Genomic DNA, 19,380 nt, shown 5'->3' with positions numbered 1-19,380 from the left:
CGGCGGACGGCGGGCTGCCGTTCACCGGTCGGGCGGATCAGAGGAAGACCGACGCGAGCTGCTCCGCACGCAGCGCCGCATCGCCCGCGCGACCCGTCACGCGCAGGAAGACGTCTTCGAGGGTCGCGCAGCCGTCGGTCTGCGCGACCAGTCGCGCCGGCGCACCCGCCACGACGATGGATCCCCGGTCGAGGATGGTCACCTCATCGCAGTCGCGCTCGGCCCGGAGCATGTCATGGGTCGCCACCAGCACGGTGTGCCCGCCTTCCGCGTAGGCGAGGAGGAGACGCCGCACCCCCAGCGCGGCGTCGGGATCCAGCCCGCGGAAAGGCTCGTCGAGGATGAGCAGCGCCGGCTCGTGCATGACCGCGGCGATGAGCTGGAGCTTGCGCTGCATGCCGTGCGAGTACTCGGCGACGGCGACGCCGAGGTCATCCGCGATGCCGAGCATCTCGGCGAGGCTCGCTGCGCGGGCGGAGTCGTCCCGTCCGCGCAGCGCATCGTGGAACCGGAGGAACTCCCCGCCGGTCAGGGCACCGGGGAGGGGCAGGTCGTCGGGAGCGAATCCCACCCCTCTCCGGCTCGCCTTGTCCTGCACGTCGACGCCGACGATGCGGACGCGGCCCCGATCCGGGCGGATCAGCCCGGTGACGATGTGCAGCGCAGTGGTCTTGCCGGAGCCGTTCGGCCCGAGCAGCCCGTGGATCCGCCCCGGACCGACCTCCATAGAGAAGTCCCCCAGCACGGTCCGCGAGCCGTAGCTCTTCACGAGCGCCTCCGCGCTCAGCACCGCCTCCGCCGCCATCGCCGTCACCTCGCGCCTAGGAGGCGCAATAGACCTTCCACGTGCCGCCGGACGTCCAGGACGGCATGTCCAGTGCCGGCCAGCCCCCCTGATTGCGGCAGTAGATGAACCACGCGGTCATCAGCCCCAACGCGATCACGATGGCGATCGCGATGACGATGAGCCAGACGTAGCTGTCCCGACGGACCACGAGCAGACCTCGGATCCGCTCCTCCCCCGCCGCGACGGCCTCGGCCACGCGATTCTGCAGCAGTGCGGTCGCTTCCATCACAGACATACGACCCTCCCTCCGTTCTCTGCACCCCTCCATGGGCTGCATCTGCAGAGTAGGGATCGACGCGACGGAGCCGCTTCGCCCATTCGTCTCGACCGGTGAGACTTTCGTCGCCCCTTCGTCAAACTATCAGGTACCCGGGCAAAAGAACCCGCCCGCCCGCCTCGCCGTCATCGGGTCCAGGGCCGCCGATAGACTGGATCCCATGTCCAAGGTCCTCCAGTCCCTGCCCGTCGGCGAGCGCGTCGGCATCGCCTTCTCGGGAGGCCTCGACACCTCCGTGGCGGTCGCCTGGATGCGCGACAAGGGCGCCGTGCCCTTCACCTACACGGGCGACCTGGGTCAGTACGACGAGGACGACATCGCCTCGATCCCGGGCCGCGCGCTGGAGTACGGCGCGGAGGCCTCGCGGCTCATCGACTGCAAGACCGCGCTGGTCGAAGAGGGCTTCGTCGCCCTCAGCTGCGGGGCGTTCCACATCCGCTCCGGCGGCAAGACCTACTTCAACACCACGCCGCTGGGCCGCGCCGTCACCGGCACGCTGCTCGTGCGCGCCATGAAGGAGGACGGCGTCGACATCTGGGGCGACGGCTCCACCTACAAGGGCAACGACATCGAGCGGTTCTACCGCTACGGCCTGCTCGCCAACCCCCGCCTGCGCATCTACAAGCCGTGGCTCGACGCCGACTTCGTCACCGAGCTGGGCGGGCGCAAGGAGATGAGCGAGTGGCTCGTCGCGCACGGCTTCCCCTACCGCGACTCCGCCGAGAAGGCCTACTCGACCGACGCCAACATCTGGGGCGCCACGCACGAGGCGAAGACCCTCGAGCACCTCGACGTCTCGCTCGAGACCGTCGACCCGATCATGGGCGTGAAGTTCTGGGATCCGTCCGTCGCGATCGACACCGAGGACGTCACGGTCACGTTCGAGGCCGGCCGCCCGGTCGCGATCAACGGCGTCGAGTACACGGATCCGGTCGCGCTCGTCATGGAGGCGAACACGATCGGCGGCCGGCACGGCCTCGGCATGAGCGACCAGATCGAGAACCGCATCATCGAGGCGAAGTCGCGCGGCATCTACGAGGCGCCCGCCATGGCGCTGCTGTTCATCGCCTACGAGCGCCTGGTCAACGGCATCCTCAACGAGGACACCCTCGCCACGTACCACGAGCAGGGCCGCCGTCTGGGCCGCCTCATGTACGAGGGCCGCTGGCTCGAGCCGCAGTCGCTCATGCTGCGCGAGTCGATCCAGCGCTGGGTCGGATCCACGATCTCCGGCACCGTCACGATCCGCCTCCGCCGCGGCGACGACTGGACGATCCTCGACACCGTCTCGCCGAACCTGTCCTACGGTCCGGAGAAGCTGTCGATGGAGCGCGTCGGCGACGCCGCCTTCGGCCCGGTCGACCGGATCGGCCAGCTCACGATGCGCAACCTCGACATCGCCGACTCGCGCGCGCGTCTGGAGCAGTACGCCGGCCTGGGCCTGGTCGGCGGCGCGACGGGCGAGCTCGTCGGCCGTGTGACCGCGGGTGAGGCGAACGAGATCACCGAGTCGGTCGAGGGCACGACCCTCGCCGAGACCGAGGAGGCCCTCGCCGACGCCGTGGACGCGGCCAGCGAGGGCGCGGCCTTCGACTCCGGCACCGACTGACCGCGGGCGGCATCGGCCGCCGTGAACGACCGGTTCCCGCTCGCCGCCCCCGGAGCGGGTCGACAGCGGCCCGCCCCGCGCCGGGAACTCCGGGCATCCTCGGGGAAGGGCGGCGTCACCCTGCTGCCACCACGGCGGCCGGAGGCACCAGCAGACCACCGGGGCGCCCCCGCGGCCCGGGGCGCACGCGCCGGACACGGAGACCGCACGCGCGCAGGAGCACCTCGTCCCGGGAGGCGCGCCCGTAGTCCAGCACGATGAGACTCCCCCCGCGCGCGAGCACCCGCGCCGCTTCGCGGAGCAGCTCCTCACGTGCGCGATCCGGGATGCTCGACAGCTGGAGCGTCACGAGCTGGAACTGCCCGTCCCGGTACGGCAGGCGACATCCGCCCGCGAACGAGGTGGTCCCTCCGATCGTCGTGGTCGCCGTGGGGAAACGCGACGCCAGCATGAGACCCACGTGATCGGGCGTCGCTCCGACCGTCAGGATGCGCGCATCGTGCTGCAGGCGCACTCCGCCGATCAGGCGCGCCCACAGCAGCACCCCTCCCGGCCCCTTCGTGTACCAGAACGATCGCAGCAGGCCCGCGGCGGCGAACGCGGCGAGCACGAGAGCGGCGTGCAGCGCCCAGGCCTGCGACCCGAGGGCGGATCCGCCCACGAGGAACAGCGCCATGAGGACCGCGAGAAGGGTCGACGTGACGGACCTGCGTCCGACCGCCCCGGCGACGCGGCCCGCCCGACACGAGACGCCGAAGCCCGACCGCCCTGGATCCATGGAGATCACGGCTCCACGGTAGGCAACGGATCCCTGAACCCGCGCCCGCTCGAGTCCAAGATCGTCCTCCGCCACAACGGGTGTTGGCCTGCGACAAGATCCGGGGCCTCCGACCGGCCGAGCGGCGCGACCGGTCGGGCCCCGGGGCGTCCCGGAGCCGGTCCATCTCCGTAACTTGCACAGAACTGTGCAAGTTAGCGGTACACTTGTGCTGTGACAGACACGACCGCTCCCCGGCGCCAGCGCCGCGACGCCGCAGAGAACCGCGCCGGCATCCTCGCCGCCGCCTCGCAGACGCTCGCCGCGGACCCGCACGCCTCCGTCGACCAGATTGCGCGCGCAGCCGGCCTGAGCCGGCGCGCCCTGTACGGGCACTTCGACGATCGCACCGCGCTCGTGCACGCGCTGGTCTCCGCCGGGGCGGCGCGCTTCAACGCGATCGCGCAGCGGGTCGACGATGCCGACAGCCGCATCGCGCTTGCCCGGCTCACCGCCGACCTGTGGCGCGAGGCCGCTCACGTGCAGGTCGCCGCCGCCATCGCCCTCGACGAGGCGCACGTCGAGGAGACCGCGGCCGCGCTCGCCCCGCTGCGGCGCGTGCTGGCCGCGCTCGTGCGGCGCGGACAGGACGACGGCGAGCTGCGGCAGGACATGACCGCACCGACGCTCGCCCGGCTCATCGAGGAGAGCGCACGCACCGTGGTCACCCGCACCGACGCCTCCTCGCCCGTCGCCGCGGGCATCGCCGTGCGGGCGGTGCTCAGCATCGCCGGCCTCGGCTGGCGGGAGATCGACGCGCTGCTCGCCTCCCACCCGGGACTCGCGGCGACCGTCGCGCCCGATACGCTTGCCACGATTCCCGCCGAGGAGGGCCGCGCATGAGGATCGCCGTGCACGAGGTCAGCAAGGGCAAGAAGGGCCACGCGCTGCCCACCACATCGCTCGAGATCGAGACGGGCCACGCCCGGTTCGTGCTCGCCGAGACCGAGCTGCGGCCCACGGTGCTGGGGCTCATCGCCACGGGCCGCATGCGGCCCGACACGGGCGAGGTCACGATCGACGGCACCCGCAACGACCGCGACCTGCGGCGCCGGATGGCCCTCGTCGACGCCCCCGAGGTCAGCGACCCGCACCCCGGAGTGACCCTCGCCGCGGTCGTGGGCGAGGAGCTCATGTTCGCCGGTCTCCCCGCCACCCCGCTGCACGCCCGGCGCTGGCTCGAGCAGATCGGCTTCGCCGAGCTCGCCACGCAGCCGATCGGCGCGATCAAGCCCTCCGTGCGCGTGCGCGTCATGGCCGAGCTCGCCGTGCTGCGCGACGACGTGGAGGGGTTCGTGCTGGTCTCCCCCGACCGCCACGGCGGACGCCCCGAGGGATGGTGGCGCATCGCCGCGGAGTTCGCCGAGCGCGGCTTCGCCGTGCTCGTGATCGTCGGCGGATCCGCGGCGGCCGTCATCGAGCGACTCCCGGAGGCGCTCGAGACCGACTATCCGTCCAACGCGACGGTGCCGGTGCGTCCGCTCGCCGACGTGACCGGCTCGACGGCGGTGATGGCGGCGGATCCGAGGGAGGACCTGCTGCCCCCGGTGGACGTCGAGCAGGCACCGGCGGAGCCGGAGCGGGAGGAGACCTCGCCACCCGACGAGCGGCGCGTTTCATCTCAGGCGCCTGCGGGGTCTTCGCTCGACGACCCCGAGGAAGACCCGGCGCCCTCGCTCGATCCCGAGGAAGACCCGCCGTCCTCGCTCGAAGACCCGCAGGATCCCCCCGCCCACACCCCCACCGAGACCGAGAACGGAGCCGAGCGATGAAGATCCCCGCGATGATCGGCGCAGAGCTCCGCCGGCTGACCGCGTCGCCCATGGCCGTGATCGCGCTGATCGCGCTGATGGCGGTGCCGATCCTGTACGGCGGCCTCTACCTCTGGGCGAACCAGGACCCGTACGGCAAGTTCACCGAGGTGCCGGTGGGTCTCGTGGTCGAGGACACCGGCGCCACGTCGGGCGACACCACCACGAACTACGGCGAGAAGGTCGCCGACAACCTCGTCGAGGGCAAGGCGTTCGACTGGCAGCGCCTGAGCGCCCCGGCCGCACGCGCCGCGCTCAAGAACGGCGACGTCGACTTCACGGTGACGATCCCGAAGACGTTCTCCGAGGCGCTGCTGTCCTCCTCCGGCACGAGCCCCCACCAGGCGCGGATCGAGCTCGAGACGAACGACGCCAACAACTACCTCGCGTCGTCGATCGGATCCGGCGCGGTCGAGAAGATCCGGCGCTCGGTCGCCGAGATGGTGGGCCAGGAGGCGGCCGACAAACTGCTCACCGGACTCAGCGACGTGCGCGACAAGCTCGGCGAGGCCGCCGACGGCGCCGGAAAGCTCTCGGACGGAGCGAACACCGCGGTCTCCGGCAGCGGTCAGCTCGCCGACGGGACCACCCAGCTCGCCGACGGGGCCGCACAGCTCGCGGGCGGCACGGCCCAGATCGCCGACGGCTCGCAGCAGCTCGCCGACGGCGCGGCGACCCTGGCGAACGGCGCGCAGCAGGTGAGCGACGGCAACCAGCAGATCGCGCAGTACGCGAACGAGGCCGGATCCCTCGTGCAGCAGGCGACCGACACCCTGCCCCAGGTGCGCAGCGACATCGCCGCCGCCCTCGCCGACCGCGGACTCTCGCCGTCCGAGATCGACGCGGTGCTCGCGAAGCTGGATCCGCTCGGCGACAAGCTCCGCAGCGGCAACGACACCGTGCAGGGCGCGGTCGGCAAGATCGACCAGCTCGCCGACGGCAGCGCCCAGGTGGCGTCGGGGAGCGCGACGCTCGCCGACAAGTCGCAGCAGCTCGCGAACGGCGCCCAGACCGCGGCATCGGGCGCCGCGACACTGAGCTCCGGCGCGGCGAGCGCACGCGACGGCGCGAAGGCGCTGCACGACGGCCTCGGCACGCTCGCGAACGGCATCGTCACCCTGCGGGACGGCCTCGCCGCCGGCGTCGACGCGATCCCCGCGTCCACCCCCGAGCTGCGGTCCGAGCAGGCCAAGACCATCGCGAACCCCGTCGACGTGTCGAGCGACAAGGTCGCCGCGGCGAAGGACTACGGTCAGGGCCTCGCGCCGTTCTTCGCGGCGCTGGCCGGCTGGATCGGGATCTACGCGCTGTTCCTCATCATCAAGCCGATCTCACGGCGCGCGGTGACCGCGCTGCACTCGCCGATCCGGATCACGCTGGCGGGGTGGCTCACGCCCGCCGCCTTCGGCGCCCTGCAGATGCTGGGCCTGCTGGGTGTACTGGCGTGGGCGCTCGGGTTCACGTTCCAGAACGGCTGGGGCGCACTCGGGATCATGGTGCTCGCCTCGGCCACCTATGCCGCGATCATCCTGGCGCTGAATGTGTGGCTCGGATCCGTCGGGCAGTTCATGGGGCTCGTGCTCATGGTGCTGCAGCTGGTGACAGCGGGCGGCACGTTCCCCTGGCAGACGCTCCCGACGCCGCTCACCGCCCTGCACCACGTGCTGCCGATGGGCTACGTCGTGGACGCGATGCGCCAGCTCATGTACGGCGGCCAGGTGGGCCGGGCGATGACCGATCTGGGCGTCCTCGGGATCTGGCTGGTCGGATCCCTGCTGATCGCCATGATCGGCGTGACGAGGATGACGCACAAGCGCACCCTGCGCGACCTGCAGCCCAGCCTGATCGGCTGAGGCACGGCGCCGCTCGCCACGGTGGGCGGCGCCGGCGGCGCGGGTCGGGTTGCCGCCGAGGTGGGCGGCGCCTGCGGCGCGGCCGGGTTGCCGCCCCCGGCGCCGGCACCGCGGTGGCCGCACCGGCGCCGGACTCGCGGCCGAGCACAATTCAGGCTGGACAACGGCGAAACGGCAGTTCAGCCCTCCGTTCCGGCGCGGCGCAAGAATCCAGCCTGAGTTCGGCGCGGGTGCGTGCGGCGACCGGCTCGGGCGGGTGGGGCCGGCGGCCGGATCCTCAGGCGGTCCAGGCGACATCGGTGGCCTGCCGTCGGCCGACCGTATTCAGGCTGGACGTCCGCGTAAGGGCACCCCGGCCGTCTGTTTCGGGTCTCCGCGCGAGTCTGGCCTGAATTCGGCATGCGCCGCGGGCGCGCGGGCCGGCAGCGCGGGCCGGCGGGGCGGGTCGGTGGGGCTCCTCCTCCGCCGGATGTGATGAGGTGGTGAGGTGAGCACTCCCGATCTGACGCCGGCGCTCGACGGCGACGTCCTGGCGTTCACGGACGGTTCGTCGACGCTGATCGCCGAACACGCCGGATCCGGGTCCGACGCCTTCCTGCTCGTGCACGGTCTCGGCATGGGTCGCAGCGTCTTCGCCGATCTGGCGCGCAGGCTCGACGGGAGGGTCGTGGCCGTCGACCTCCCCGGGTTCGGCGCGGCTCCGGAGCCCCGACGTCCGCTCACGATGCCGGGGCACGCCGACCTGATCGCCGCGCACCTCGCGGCAGCGGGCGTGCCGCCGGTCACCGTGATCGGCCACTCGATGGGCAGCCAGGTCGCGGCCGAGCTGGCTGTGCGGCATCCCGACCGGGTGCGGGCGGTGGTGCTCGCGGCGCCGACGGTCGACGCCGGCGCCCGTCGTGTGGCGCGGCAGGCGCTGCGCTTCCTCCGCGACACCGCCTCGATCGACCCCCGCGTCGTGGCGCGCGGCGTACGGGAGTACCTGCGGGCGGGCCCGCATATCATCCGCAAGATCCGCGCCACGGTCACGCACGACCCCGACGAGGTCTATCCGCGGATCGCCGTGCCGACCCTCGTCCTGCGCGGCGCGCGCGACCCCGTCTGCCCGCCGGTGTGGACCCGCACCGTGGCCGACGCGATCCCGCGCGGCGAGTTCGCGGAGATCCCGGGATGCGGGCACGAGACGATGATCCGCGATGCCGGCCCCGCCGCCGACCGGATCCGGCGGTTCCTCGCAGGGCTCTGATGCGCGCGGCACACGGCGTGCACCCGACGCCGGCCGGTCAGTGCTCCCAGGTGTGCACCGGATCGCCCGTGTGCATGTGCTCCAGGTAGTCGGCGAGCATGCCGTGCAGCGCCTGGGATCGGGTGGCCCCGGCGCGCTCGCGCGCGGCGACGTTCTCGCGCTGCCACACCGCGCCGTTGCGCCCGGTCAGGCAGCGCTGCTCGATGATCCCGAGATAGCGGTCGCGCTCGGCCGGATCCACCCCGTAGCCGTCCAGCCCCTCGGAGGCGAGGGCGAGCAGGCGCCGCAGCACCAGCTCGCGCGGGCCGATCCAGCCCAGCTCGGGCCAGTACAGGCGCGATTCGATGCCGTCCCGCGCCGCGGCGTGCAGGTTCTCCTCCGCGGCGTCGAAGGTCATCTGCGTCCACAGCGGACGATCGGCCTGCGCGAGCGCGTGCACGAGCCCGTAGTAGAACGCCGCATCCGCGAGCACGTCCACGATGCTCGGGCCGGCCGGCAGCACGCGGTTCTCGAGCCGCAGGTGGTAGCGGTCGCCGTTGCCGTCGTAGATCGGACGGTTCCAGCGGTAGACCGTGCCGTTGTGCATGCGCAGCTCGGCGAGCGCGGGCGTGCCGCCGCGCGCCAGCACGGCGAACGGATCCTCGTCGGTGCTGACGGGCAGCAGCGCGGGGAAGTACCGCGAGTTCTCCTCGAAGAGGTCGAAGATCGACGTCACCCAGCGCTCCCCGAACCACACCCTCGGGCGCACGCGCTGGTTCTTCAGCTCGACCGAGCGGGTGTCGGTCGCCTGCTCGAAGAGCGGGATCCGGGTCTCGTGCCAGAGGGCCTTCCCGGCGAAGAAGGGCGAATTGGCGGCGAGCGCGACCTGCACGCCCGCGATCGCCTGGGCCGAGTTCCAGTACGCCGCGAACTCCGCGGGATCCACCTGCAGATGCAGCTGCACCGAGGTGCACGCGGCTTCGGGCAGGATCGTGTCGCAGACGATGTCGAGCGTCTCCCTTTCGGCGCCGTCGCCGAGCGCCGGTCCGTCGAGCCGCAGCTCGATGTCCTCCCCCCGGGCGGCGAGGATCTGCTGACTGAGCAGGTCGTATCGCGGATCCGCCGACAGCCATTCCCCGGTGAAATGATGCTCGTCGAGGGTCGGCAGCATCCCGATCATGGCGAGGCCGCACCCCGTGCTGCGCGCCTTCTCGTCCGCCGCGTTCAGCGAGGCGCGCAGCGAGTGCTCCAGGTCGGTGACGCTGCGTCCGGCGAGGGGGCGGGGCTCGACGTTGATCTCGATGTTGAACTGACCGAGCTCGGTCTGGAACGCCGGGTCGGCGATCGCGTCGAGCGCCGCGGCGTTCGCCATCGCCGGATCGCAGGCGCCGTCGACGAGGTTGAGCTCGATCTCCAGACCGAGCCGCGGTTCCGCGATCTCGAACTGCCCGTCGGCGAGCATCATCGCGAGCGCGTCCAGGCAGCGCGCGGTCTTCTCGCGGAACTCCGTGCGGTCCTGACGGGTGAACACCCGTTCGTCGACGTGGTCTCCCATGGCGAGAAGCTACTCGCCCCGGGCCCGCCGCGTCGAGGAGAGATTCCGCCTTACGCTGATCCCGTGCAGCAGACGATGGTCGAGGGGGTGCGCGTCGCCTGGGCGCGCTCGGCCCCCGACGACCGCCGCGAGACCGCGAGCACCCTGATCCGCGCGCTGGCCGCTGAGCTCGCCCCGGGTTCCGACCTGAGGATCGAGCACCGCTGTCCCGTCTGCGGCGGAGCGCACGGACGGCCGGTGCTGCCGTCCGCTCCGGTGCACGCCAGCGTCGCCTACGCGGACCCCTGGGTGGTCGTGGCGGTCGCCCCGGATCGGGAGGTCGACGCTCTCGGCATCGACGCGGAGGTCCCGGACACCACGCTCGATCTCACGGCGCTGTTCGCACCCGCGGACGCCCCGGACCTGCGCGGCTGGACGGCGATCGAGGCCGTGCTCAAGGCCGACGGGCGCGGACTGCTCGTACCCCCGGATCAGGTGCTGTTCGCGCCGGACGGAGTCGCGTCGGTGCCCGGCGGCGGTGCGTTCCGGATCCTGCCGGTCCCCGCCGGTCCCGACCTCGTCGTCAGCCTCGCCCTGCGTCGCCGCCGCTCAGCCCCGACACCCACTCGTCGACCGTGACCACGTCCGCCTGACGGGGGAACACCTTCTCCAGCAGCACCCGATGCACCTCCGGATCCTGATCCGCGCAGGCGTCCGAGAGCACCGTGAGCCCGAAGTCGTGGTCGGCCGCGTGGCGCACGGTGCTCAGCACGACCCCGCTCGTCGAGACGCCGGCGAGCACGAGGTCTGTCGCATCGAGCCCCCGCAGCAGCACGTCGAGGTCGGAGGCGAACGCGCCGTACCTCCGCTTGATGACGACGGGCTCTCCGGGGAGGGGTGCGAGAGCGGCGACGATCTGCGTGGCCTCTGCGTCCTCCCCCATGTACGGCGCCGTGGGCGACTGGCGGATCGCGCCGAAGGCCTTGTTGCGTGCGGCCGCCTCGGGGAAGCCCTCTCGGAAGGCGACGCGGACGAAGACGACGGGGATGCCCGCGGCGCGAGCGGCGGCGAGCGCGCGCTGCGCGTGCACGAGCACATCGGAGCCGCCTTCGGCGTAGCGTCCGGCGATGCCGTTCTGGAAGTCCATGAGCAGGAGTGCGGTGGTCACCCGAGGTCCCTTCGACCATTAGACAGGTACGACTGTGCAGTCTAGGCTGTTGATATGTCCGAGACCTCGCCCGCGACCGATGCATCCGCTGTGAGTGCGCGGCAGACCGCACTCGACCTCCGCACCGTGGTCGCCCGGCTGCTCCGCCAGTTCCGCGAGGCCGGCGCCGACGAGACGATCACGCCCTCCCAGGCCTCGGCCCTGGCCCGGCTGGGCAAGGGCGGCGTCTCGACCGTGAGCGCCCTCGCGACGGCCGAGCGCGTACGGCCGCAGTCGATGGCCGCGACCGTCGACGCGATCGAGGCGCTCGGACTCGTCACGCGCAGCCCCGACCCGGGGGACGGGCGCCGGCAGATCATCGAGCTCACGGACGCCGGGCGCGCCAGGATCGAGGGCCAGAGGGATGCGGCCGCGACCTGGCTCGAGCACGCTCTGGACGCGCTCGACGAGAGCGAGCTGCGCGCGATCTCCACGGCGACCGGACTGCTGGAGCGGATGCTCCCGTGATCCGGATGCTCGCGGCGCCGATCGGCGGGCCCGCGCCCGAGGGCCGCTTCGACCGGCGGCTGCTCGCCCCGATGATGGTGGGGTCGATCCTCAATCCGATCAACACGGCCATCATCGCCGTCGCGCTCACCCCCATCGGCCTCGCGCTCGGCGCCCCCGCCCGGGAGACCGTCTGGCTCGTGTCGAGCCTCTACCTCGCCACCGCGATCGGTCAGCCCCTCGTCGGCCGTCTCGTCGACATCTTCGGCGTGCGCTCCCTGTACCTGCTCGGCGCGGTGCTCGTCACCGCCGCGGGCGCCATCGGGCTGCTCGCGCCGGAGAACCGCGACAGCATCTGGTGGCTCGTCGCGGCGCGCGTCATCCTCGGCCTCGGCACCTGCGCCGGCTACCCCGCCGCGATGCACATGATCCGCGCGGAAGCAGACCGCACCGGCCTGGCATCGCCGGCGGGGATCCTCACGCTGCTCAGCGTCACGACGCAGACCATCGCCGTGATCGCGCCGGCGCTCGGCGGCGTGCTCGTGGGGGCCTGGGGCTGGCGCGCCACGTTCGCCGTGAACGTGCCGCTGGGTCTCGCGACGCTGCTGCTCGGCGCCCTCTTCCTCCCGCGCCGGACGGGCCTCGAGCCCGCCGTGCAGGATCGGCCGCGGATCGACGGGATCGGGATCCTCCTCTTCGCGGTCGCGATGCTCGCCCTCCTCGTCTTCCTGCAGAACCTCGCACCGACCCTGATCTGGCTGCTGGTCGTCGCCCTCGTGGCCGCAGCGGCCTTCGCGTGGTGGGAGCGCCGGATCCCGGATCCCTTCATCGACGTGCGCGTGCTCTGGGGCAACGGGCCGCTGCTGCTCAGCTACGTGCGCTCCCTGCTGACCGCGACCATCTCGTACACGTTCGTCTACGGCTTCACCCAGTGGCTCGAGGACGGCCGCGGCCTCAGCCCGACCCTCGCGGGACTGGTGCTGCTCCCGGTCTTCGCCGCGGGGATCGCTGTCGCACTCGCCTTCGGGCGGCGGCCCGAAGTGGCCGGCAAGCTGCTGGTCGGATCCGCCGCGCAGCTCGTGGCCGGGATCCTCGTGCTGTTCATGACCGGGTCTTCGCCGATCTGGTTCCTCGTGCTCGCGATGCTCGTGCTCGGCATCCCGCAGGGCCTCAACAACCTCGCGATCCAGAACTCGCTGTACTACCAGGCCGAGCCCGAGCGCATCGCGTCCTCGGCCGGCCTGCTGCGCACGTTCTTCTACCTCGGCGCGATCGTCTCTTCTGTGATCTACGGCAACGTCTACGGCGCGCGCGCGACCACGGAGGGTCTGCACGTGCTCGGCTGGGTCGTGGTCGGGATCGCCGCGGTCTTCCTCGTCCTCACAGTGTTCGACCGCTCGCTCGCGCGGATCGGGCGGGACGCACCGGACGCCGGGACCTGAGGCCGCTCAGCCCTCGGCGAGGTGCCGCCACCACGTGATGCCGGTGCCCACGCGGGTGAACCCGCACCGCGAGTAGAGGAGCTCCCCCTCCGGCGTCGCGTTGAGCACCGCCTCCCGGGCGCCGGACCGCGCCGCGGCCGCGCAGACGGCGGCGAGCAGCCCGGTTCCGAGGCCGCGCCGACGGAACGCCGGCCAGACCGCCATGTCGAAGACGCCGGCAAGGTCCCCGCTGCGGAAAGACCAGGCGCGCCCGGCGAACCGCTCCGACTCCGCGTCGCGGGCCACGGCGCACCAGGCGATCGCGGGCTCGATGCGGGCGAGGGCGAGCCGTTCCTGCTCGAATCCGCCGGCGAGGGATCCGGGTACGCGGATCAGGGCGATCCGCGCGTCATCGTCGACCGGCGTCTCGGCGAGCGTCGCGGACATCCAGCACGGCGCCCAGCCCCGCTCGAACCCGGCCTCGGCCAGCGGCGTCTCGTCGACCTCCGTGCCGAGCCAGACCCCGACGATCCCCCGGCCCCGCTGCTCGGCCCGCGCGACCCCGCGTCGCAGCGCGTCGACCGTCGGCGCCTCCGGGAACAGGAGGTTCATGCCGTCCGGCCCGTCGGTCCAGACCAGCCCGTCCTCGACCAGGCACTCGCCGCCCAGCGCCTCCGCCCGGGCGCGGAACCACGCGGTCTGCACGCGCTCGCACTCCGCCACCGTCGCCACGATGTCCAGTGTGACCGGTTCCGGCTATCAGGCACAGCCCCCGCGGGTGGTCGGTGGGCTCACGTCTCGGCCCGCCCGGCCACGAGTGGTCGTCAGCCCGCCTCGTCCGCCCGGCCACGCGTGCTCCTCAGCCCGCACCGCCCGCCCGAGGGTTCACGTTCAGCGCCTCGGTCACCGGAGCCGGCTCGACGGCCGCGATCCCCGCCGGCGGTTCCGGCAACCTCGGCAACGCGGTCGCGTCGAGCCAGGCGTCGAAGAAGGCCTCCAGCCGGCGGCCCGCGATCTCCGCGGCGAGCAGGCGGAAGTCGGCCGTCGTGGCGGTCGCCGCGGCGAAGCGCGAGGTCCACTCCCGCAGGATCCGGAAGAACGTCTCGTCGCCCACGGTGAGCCGCAGGGCGTGCAGCAGCAGTGCGCCGCGCTTGTAGACGCGATCGTCGAACATCAGCTCGGGACCGGGGTCGGAGAGCACCAGATCCTGCGGCTCGGCGGCGAGCGCCGCCCAGTGTCCGAGCGCCTTGGCGTGCGCACTGTGGCCGCCGCTGCGCTCGGACCAGATCCATTCGGCGTAGCAGGCGAAGCCCTCGTTGAGCCAGATGTCGCGCCAGCGCTCCACGCCCACGCTGTTGCCGAACCACTGGTGCGCGAGCTCATGCGCGATGAGGCGCTCCAGGCTCCCCCGCCCGTCGATGTGGTTCGCGCCGAACACGCCCATGCCCTGCGCCTCGAGGGGGATCTCCAGATCGTCGGCGGTCACCACGAGCCGGTACGAGGACAGCGGATACGGCCCGAAGGCCTCGGCGAACACCGCCATCATCTGCGGCAGCGGGGCCAGGTCCGCGTCCACCCGCGCGGTCAGCGCGGCCGGATGGAGCACCTGCCCCTCGACCCCCGCGAGATCCATGCCTCGTGCGACATACTTCCCGATCTGCACCGTCGCCAGGTAGGTCGGGGTGGGGGTCCGACGCTCGAAGACCCAGGTGGTGCGCCCGCCCTTGGTCGCGGTGGAGACGGGCTCGGCCGCGGCGACCGCATAGCCCGGATCCGTCGTGACGGTGAGCCGGTAGGTGGCCTTGTCGCCCGGGTGGTCGTTGCAGGGGAACCACGAGGGTGCACCGATGGGCTGCGAGGCGACGATCGCCCCGTCCTCCAGCTCCTCCCAGCCCAGGGTGCCCCAGCGGGTCCGCCGTGGGCGGGGAGCTCCGCCGTAGGAGACGGCGAGCTCGAACGGATCCCCCGGTGCGAGCTCGCGCCCTAACGCGACCTTGAGCTTGCGGTCGGTCTGGGTGAAGCCGATCCGGCCGCCCTTTCCCGCACCCCCGCGCGGGGCCTGCACCTTGGTCGCGCGGAGGCCGACGAGGTCCAGCGAGATCGACTTCGTCGGCTCGAGCACGCGTCCGTGCACGAGCGCGACCCCGTCCAGCCGGTTGCTGCCGAGGCGGTAGTCGATCCTCAGGTCGTAGTGCTCGACGCGGTAGCGGCGGTCGCCGCTGTGCGGGGTGTAGTCATCGGGGCTCACGGTTCCATGCTCACAGATCGCGGCGTGCGATGCGCGACCCCCGCGCCCGGAGGAACGACGTTCATTCCGCGTCCTGGTAGGTGCGCACCTTGACCGCGCGCCACGGGCCGATCGGGTTGCCGCTCCAGCGGCTCCCCACCGGCACGGTCTCCCCGCGCATCACGAGCGACGCCGGGCCGACCGTGGCATCGGATCCGATGGTCGCCGCGGGCAGGATCACGCTGTGCGGGCCGAGGGTCGCTCCGGCTTCGAGGGTCACCGTGTCGATGCTCATCACCCGGTCGTGGAAGAGGTGCGTCTGCACCACACAGCCGCGGTTGACCGTGGCGCCGTCGCCGAGGGTGACCAGATCCGGCTCGGGCAGCCAGTAGCTGTCGGTCCAGACGCCCTTCCCGATCCTCGCGCCCAGCGAGCGCAGCCAGACGGCGAGCGCGGGCGTGCCCGCCGCCGCGTTGGCGAACCAGGGCGCGGCCATCATCTCGGTGAAGGTGTCGGCGACCTCGGTGCGCCACACGAAGCTCGACCACAGGGGGTGCTCCCCGGGGCGGATCGGCCCGACGAAGAGCCACTTCGCGGCGGTCGCGAACCCGGCGGCGACGGCGCCTGCGATCAGCAGCACGACGCCGGAGAGCACCACCGTCCAGCCCAGGCCGACGCCCGTGGCGAGGGCGGCGAGCGTCAGCAGCACCGCCAGTCCCAGGGCGCAGGTGAGGATCACCGGCACGAGCCGGCACAGCTCCCACAGCCCGCGGGCGACCCGCAGGGCGGTGTGCGGTCGGTAGGTGCGCTCGAGGTCCGACTCGTTCACGACCCGGCGCAGACGCACCGGCGGCGAACCCAGCCAGGAGGAGCCCGCCTTCGCCTTGTCCGGCGCGACCGACAGCACCGCGACGAGGCCGTCCTTGGGAACCTTGTGCCCGGCGCCGGCCATCCCGGAGTTGCCGAGGAAGGCGCGCTTGCCGATGCGGGCCGCGGCGATCCGCATCCAGCCGCCGCCGAGCTCGTAGGAGGCGACCATGGTGTCGTCGGCGAGGAAGGCGCCGTCGTCGATCGTCGTCATCGAGGGGATGAGCAGCACGGTGGAGATCTCCACCTCCTTGCCGACCTTCGCCCCCAGCAGCCGCAGCCACGTGGGGGTGAGCAGGCTCGCATACAGCGGGAAGAGCAGCGTGCGGGCGGAGTCGAGCAGACGCTCGGTGGTCCAGGCCTGCCAGGCGATGCGCCCGCGGACCGGGTGGATCCCCTCGCGCAGCCCGATCGCGAGCAGTCGCGTGAACGCCACGACGAGCACCGCGAACACCAGTCCGGTGACGAGCACCGACGGTACGAGCCAGATCGCGAGTCCGGGGATCGCCGCGCCGATCGTCGCCGCCCCCCGCGCGCCCTGCACCAGCACCAGGGCCCCGAGGGCGAAGGCGATCACCGGAAGCAGTCCGAGACCCATGCTCGATGCGGCATATGCCCAGAGCCAGCGCCGCGGCGACGGCGGACGCTCGGGAGCCAGCGGGGCCGACTTGCCGCCCACCCGCACCGCGGGGGACCCGGCCCAGCGCTGGCCGGCGCGCACCCGCCCGAAGACGGCGGATCCGGGGGCCACCTCGGCGCCGCGCCCGATCCGCGTGCCCGGTGCGAGCGTGCTGCGGGCGCCGACCACCGCGCCCGCGCCGATCCGGATCGCCCCGATGCGCACGACGTCGCCGTCGATCCAGTAGCCGGAGAGGTCGACCTCGGGTTCGATCGCGGCACCCTGGCCGATCTCGAGCATGCCGGTGACGGGGGGAAGGGTGTGCAGGTCGACGTCGGGGCCGATCTTCGCCCCGAGTGCCCGCGCGTAGTAACTCACCCACGGGGCGCCCGCGAAGCCGACCGGGTCGATCTGGTGGCTGACCTGCTCGGCGAGCCACAGGCGCAGGTGCACCCCGCCGCCGCGCGGGTGATCCCCCGCGCGCACCCCGGCGAGCAGCAGACGCGCGGCGACCGCGGCGATCGCCATGCGCCCGAACGGGGTCGCGAACACCACCAGGCCCACGACGAGCAGCCAGAGCGGTGCGGTCGGCAGCCAGCCGAAGCCCGGGACGAGCTGCAGGAGCGCGCTGCCGGTGAGCAGCCAGAGCACCCACCGGATCCCCCCGAGCACGAACAGCGGAACCCCGAGCACGGTCTGGATCCACTGCATCCGCCGCGGCGTCGGCCGCGACTCGTGGAAGTCGCCGGGCTCCGGCTCGTCGTCGCCGGCCTCGGCCTCGACCGCGTCGGCCATGCGGCGCAGGCGCGGCAGGTCGTAGACGTCGGCCATCGTGAACTCGGGAGCACGGGACCGGATCCGGCTGACCAGCTGCGCGGCCGCGAGGGATCCGCCGCCGAGCTGGAAGAAGTCGGCGTCCTCGTCGAGCGGACGCACGCCGAGCACGGCGAACCATTGCTCGGCGAGCCAGGCGGCGGTGCCGGTGAGGGTCGAGTCGTCGGCGTCGGGGTCGTTCAGCGGCCACGGCAGCGCGGCCTTGTCGACCTTGCCCGAGGTGCGCACCGGGAGGTCGTCCATGACCGCGAGCAGCGGGATGAGCGGCGCAGGGAGCGTCTCGGCGAGCTCGGCCCGTGCGGTCTGCCGGTCGAAGCCCTCGGTCGGCACGACATAGCCGACGAGCAGCGGGATCCCGCCCTCGCTGCGCTGCACCACCACCGTCGCCGCGGTGACCGCCGTGAGGTTCTGCAGCGCGGCCTCCACCTCGCCGAGCTCGATCCGCCGACCGCCGATCTTGACCTGGTCGTCGGCGCGGCCCTGGAACACCAGGCCCGCCTCCTCGTAGCGCACGAGATCGCCGGAGCGGTAGGCGCGTTCCCAGCCCAGAGACGGCATCGGCGCGTACTTCTCAGCGTCCTTCGCGGGATCCAGGTAGCGCGCGAGACCGACGCCGCCGATCACGAGCTCACCGGCTTCGCCCTCCGCGACGCGGTTGCCCTCCGCGTCGACGACCGCGAGCTCCCACCCGTCCAGCGGCAGGCCGATCCGCACCGGCTCCCCGGCGCGCAGCGCGTCGCCGTCCATCTCCGCCGCGCACGCGACGACCGTGGCTTCGGTGGGGCCGTAGGTGTTCCAGACCTCGCGGTCCTCCCCCACCAGGCGCGCGGCGAGCTCGGGCGGCAGCGCCTCGCCGCCGAAGATCAGCAGCCGCAGGTTCTCGATCGCGTCCTGGGGCCAGAGCGCGGCGAGCGTCGGCACGGTCGAGACCACGGTGATGCCGTGCCCGAGCAGCCACGGACCCAGATCCTCCCCCGAGCGCACGAGCGCGCGGGGAGCCGGGACGAGACAGGCGCCGTAGCGCCACGCGAGCCACATCTCCTCGCACGAGGCGTCGAAGGCGACGGAGAGGCCGGCGAGCACCCGGTCGCCGGGGCCGATCGGCGCATCCTGCAGGAACAGGTTCGCCTCGGCGTCGACGAACGCGGCGGCGGAGCGGTGCGTCACGGCGACGCCCTTGGGCACCCCCGTGGAGCCGGACGTGAAGATGATCCACGCGTCGTCGAGCGGCATCGGCGGGGTCACGGTCGTGATCGCGACCGAGTTGGGGTGCGGCTCGTCTCCGCCGAACAGGCCGTCGCCCGCGACGCCGGCGGACGCGGATCCGGATCCGTCGTCCGTGTCTTCCGGGGAATCCAGGCCGCGGAACACGCCGCCCGCACCGATCACGCCGCGCACCTTCGCCTCGCCGAAGACGAGGTCGGCGCGTTCCTGAGGATCGTCGGCGTCGACCGGAACGTAGGCGGCGCCCGCCGCGAGGGTGCCGAGGATGGCGATGTACAGCTCCCGGCCGCCGGACGGCATGCGGATCCCGACCCGGTCGCCGCGCAGCACCCCGTGCTCCCGCAGGCGGGCCGCCGTGCGCCAGACCTGCGCGAGGAGCTCGCCGTAGCTGAGCGCGCCGCCCGCGTCCTCGATCGCCGAGGCGTTCGGATGCCGCCGCGCGGTGTCGACGAGGATGTCGATCAGGGTGCGGGGCGTCGCCGCGAGTGCGGCACGGTCGAGGATGTCTTGCATCGGGTTCCGTTCGAGCGGCTGCACGCGGGGCGCGTGCGCGCCCAGGGT

At 72.7% G+C, this 19,380-nt stretch carries 16 protein-coding genes; 8 read left to right on the top strand and 8 right to left on the bottom strand.

Annotated elements, in window-relative coordinates; all coding sequences use genetic code 11:
* Window positions 1–37 precede the first annotated feature (37 nt).
* Both WFJ17_RS04095 and WFJ17_RS04090 read right to left on the bottom strand, forming a co-directional pair.
* Window positions 38–805 carry an ABC transporter ATP-binding protein gene (locus tag WFJ17_RS04095; RefSeq protein WP_251444054.1) on the bottom strand — a complete coding sequence of 256 codons (768 nt, stop codon included), beginning with the start codon at window positions 803–805 and terminating at the stop codon, window positions 38–40.
* Between the two features lie 16 nt (window positions 806–821).
* Window positions 822–1,082 (bottom strand): hypothetical protein, encoded by a 261-nt coding sequence (locus WFJ17_RS04090; protein WP_251444051.1) that lies wholly within the window; start codon window positions 1,080–1,082, stop codon window positions 822–824.
* A gap of 202 nt (window positions 1,083–1,284) precedes the next feature.
* Here WFJ17_RS04090 and argG point away from each other — a divergent pair, with 202 nt between their 5' ends.
* Window positions 1,285–2,733, top strand: a complete 1,449-nt coding sequence (gene argG / locus WFJ17_RS04085) for an argininosuccinate synthase (RefSeq protein WP_292882178.1) — start codon at window positions 1,285–1,287, stop codon at window positions 2,731–2,733.
* A 115-nt stretch (window positions 2,734–2,848) separates the two neighbouring features.
* On the opposite strand, the gene WFJ17_RS04080 is transcribed toward argG, so the two are convergent.
* Complete coding sequence (locus WFJ17_RS04080) at window positions 2,849–3,520, bottom strand: class I SAM-dependent methyltransferase (protein WP_251444045.1); 672 nt, start codon at window positions 3,518–3,520, stop codon at window positions 2,849–2,851.
* A 204-nt stretch (window positions 3,521–3,724) separates the two neighbouring features.
* On the opposite strand from WFJ17_RS04080, the gene WFJ17_RS04075 reads away from it, so the two are divergent.
* From WFJ17_RS04075 to WFJ17_RS04060, 4 genes are all read left to right on the top strand, one after another.
* Entirely contained in the window at window positions 3,725–4,393 is a 669-nt protein-coding gene (locus WFJ17_RS04075) for a TetR/AcrR family transcriptional regulator (protein ID WP_251444042.1), read from the top strand.
* A complete protein-coding gene (locus WFJ17_RS04070; RefSeq protein ID WP_336647728.1) occupies window positions 4,390–5,322 on the top strand; it encodes a hypothetical protein in 933 nt (310 codons plus the stop codon). The genes WFJ17_RS04075 and WFJ17_RS04070 overlap by 4 nt, the downstream gene beginning before the upstream one ends.
* Window positions 5,319–7,214 carry a YhgE/Pip domain-containing protein gene (locus tag WFJ17_RS04065; RefSeq protein WP_251444036.1) on the top strand — a complete coding sequence of 632 codons (1,896 nt, stop codon included), beginning with the start codon at window positions 5,319–5,321 and terminating at the stop codon, window positions 7,212–7,214. Before WFJ17_RS04070 ends, WFJ17_RS04065 begins: the two co-directional genes overlap by 4 nt.
* A gap of 487 nt (window positions 7,215–7,701) precedes the next feature.
* Window positions 7,702–8,460 (top strand): alpha/beta fold hydrolase, encoded by a 759-nt coding sequence (locus WFJ17_RS04060; RefSeq protein WP_336647727.1) that lies wholly within the window; start codon window positions 7,702–7,704, stop codon window positions 8,458–8,460.
* A gap of 37 nt (window positions 8,461–8,497) precedes the next feature.
* Here the strand turns inward: WFJ17_RS04060 and WFJ17_RS04055 are convergent, their stop codons facing one another.
* Window positions 8,498–9,994: a glutamate-cysteine ligase family protein gene (locus WFJ17_RS04055; RefSeq protein ID WP_336647726.1), complete on the bottom strand. Its 1,497-nt coding sequence runs from the start codon at window positions 9,992–9,994 to the stop codon at window positions 8,498–8,500.
* Between the two features lie 63 nt (window positions 9,995–10,057).
* On the opposite strand from WFJ17_RS04055, the gene WFJ17_RS04050 reads away from it, so the two are divergent.
* Window positions 10,058–10,612, top strand: a complete 555-nt coding sequence (locus WFJ17_RS04050) for a 4'-phosphopantetheinyl transferase family protein (RefSeq protein WP_251444029.1) — start codon at window positions 10,058–10,060, stop codon at window positions 10,610–10,612.
* Here the strand turns inward: WFJ17_RS04050 and WFJ17_RS04045 are convergent.
* Complete coding sequence (locus WFJ17_RS04045; protein WP_336647725.1) at window positions 10,557–11,141, bottom strand: cysteine hydrolase family protein; 585 nt, start codon at window positions 11,139–11,141, stop codon at window positions 10,557–10,559. The two genes, WFJ17_RS04050 and WFJ17_RS04045, sit on opposite strands and share 56 nt — an antisense overlap.
* A 54-nt stretch (window positions 11,142–11,195) precedes the next feature.
* On the opposite strand from WFJ17_RS04045, the gene WFJ17_RS04040 reads away from it, so the two are divergent.
* Both WFJ17_RS04040 and WFJ17_RS04035 read left to right on the top strand, forming a co-directional pair.
* On the top strand, window positions 11,196–11,648 hold the full coding sequence (locus WFJ17_RS04040; protein ID WP_251444023.1) for a MarR family winged helix-turn-helix transcriptional regulator: 453 nt from the start codon (window positions 11,196–11,198) through the stop codon (window positions 11,646–11,648).
* 5 nt (window positions 11,649–11,653) lie between these two features.
* Window positions 11,654–13,069, top strand: a complete 1,416-nt coding sequence (locus tag WFJ17_RS04035) for an MFS transporter (protein ID WP_336647791.1) — start codon at window positions 11,654–11,656, stop codon at window positions 13,067–13,069.
* Window positions 13,070–13,075: 6 nt separating this feature from the next.
* Here the strand turns inward: WFJ17_RS04035 and WFJ17_RS04030 are convergent, their stop codons facing one another.
* The 3 genes from WFJ17_RS04030 to WFJ17_RS04020 form a co-directional block, all read right to left on the bottom strand.
* Window positions 13,076–13,780, bottom strand: coding sequence for a GNAT family N-acetyltransferase (locus tag WFJ17_RS04030; RefSeq protein WP_336647724.1), 705 nt, complete (start codon window positions 13,778–13,780; stop codon window positions 13,076–13,078).
* A 127-nt stretch (window positions 13,781–13,907) separates the two neighbouring features.
* Complete coding sequence (locus WFJ17_RS04025) at window positions 13,908–15,296, bottom strand: M1 family metallopeptidase (protein ID WP_336647723.1); 1,389 nt, start codon at window positions 15,294–15,296, stop codon at window positions 13,908–13,910.
* 61 nt (window positions 15,297–15,357) lie between these two features.
* Window positions 15,358–19,332 (bottom strand): Pls/PosA family non-ribosomal peptide synthetase, encoded by a 3,975-nt coding sequence (locus WFJ17_RS04020; protein ID WP_336647722.1) that lies wholly within the window; start codon window positions 19,330–19,332, stop codon window positions 15,358–15,360.
* Between the last annotated feature and the right edge of the window lie 48 nt (window positions 19,333–19,380).

Source organism: Microbacterium sp. MMO-10 (assembly GCF_037148715.1).
Lineage (GTDB): Bacteria > Actinomycetota > Actinomycetes > Actinomycetales > Microbacteriaceae > Microbacterium.
This window is presented reverse-complemented; position numbering and strand designations above follow the sequence as displayed.

What these genes read in the sequence shown, in the direction of transcription:
- WFJ17_RS04090 (WP_251444051.1), bottom strand. Translation starts at nt 1,082, where the DNA reads ATGTCTGTGATGGAAGCGACCGCACTGCTGCAGAATCGCGTGGCCGAG.
- WFJ17_RS04055 (WP_336647726.1), bottom strand. Translation starts at nt 9,994, where the DNA reads ATGGGAGACCACGTCGACGAACGGGTGTTCACCCGTCAGGACCGCACG.
- WFJ17_RS04065 (WP_251444036.1), top strand. Translation starts at nt 5,319, where the DNA reads ATGAAGATCCCCGCGATGATCGGCGCAGAGCTCCGCCGGCTGACCGCG.
- argG (WP_292882178.1), top strand. Translation starts at nt 1,285, where the DNA reads ATGTCCAAGGTCCTCCAGTCCCTGCCCGTCGGCGAGCGCGTCGGCATC.
- WFJ17_RS04040 (WP_251444023.1), top strand. Translation starts at nt 11,196, where the DNA reads ATGTCCGAGACCTCGCCCGCGACCGATGCATCCGCTGTGAGTGCGCGG.
- WFJ17_RS04095 (WP_251444054.1), bottom strand. Translation starts at nt 805, where the DNA reads ATGGCGGCGGAGGCGGTGCTGAGCGCGGAGGCGCTCGTGAAGAGCTAC.
- WFJ17_RS04035 (WP_336647791.1), top strand. Translation starts at nt 11,654, where the DNA reads ATGCTCGCGGCGCCGATCGGCGGGCCCGCGCCCGAGGGCCGCTTCGAC.
- WFJ17_RS04070 (WP_336647728.1), top strand. Translation starts at nt 4,390, where the DNA reads ATGAGGATCGCCGTGCACGAGGTCAGCAAGGGCAAGAAGGGCCACGCG.
- WFJ17_RS04020 (WP_336647722.1), bottom strand. Translation starts at nt 19,332, where the DNA reads ATGCAAGACATCCTCGACCGTGCCGCACTCGCGGCGACGCCCCGCACC.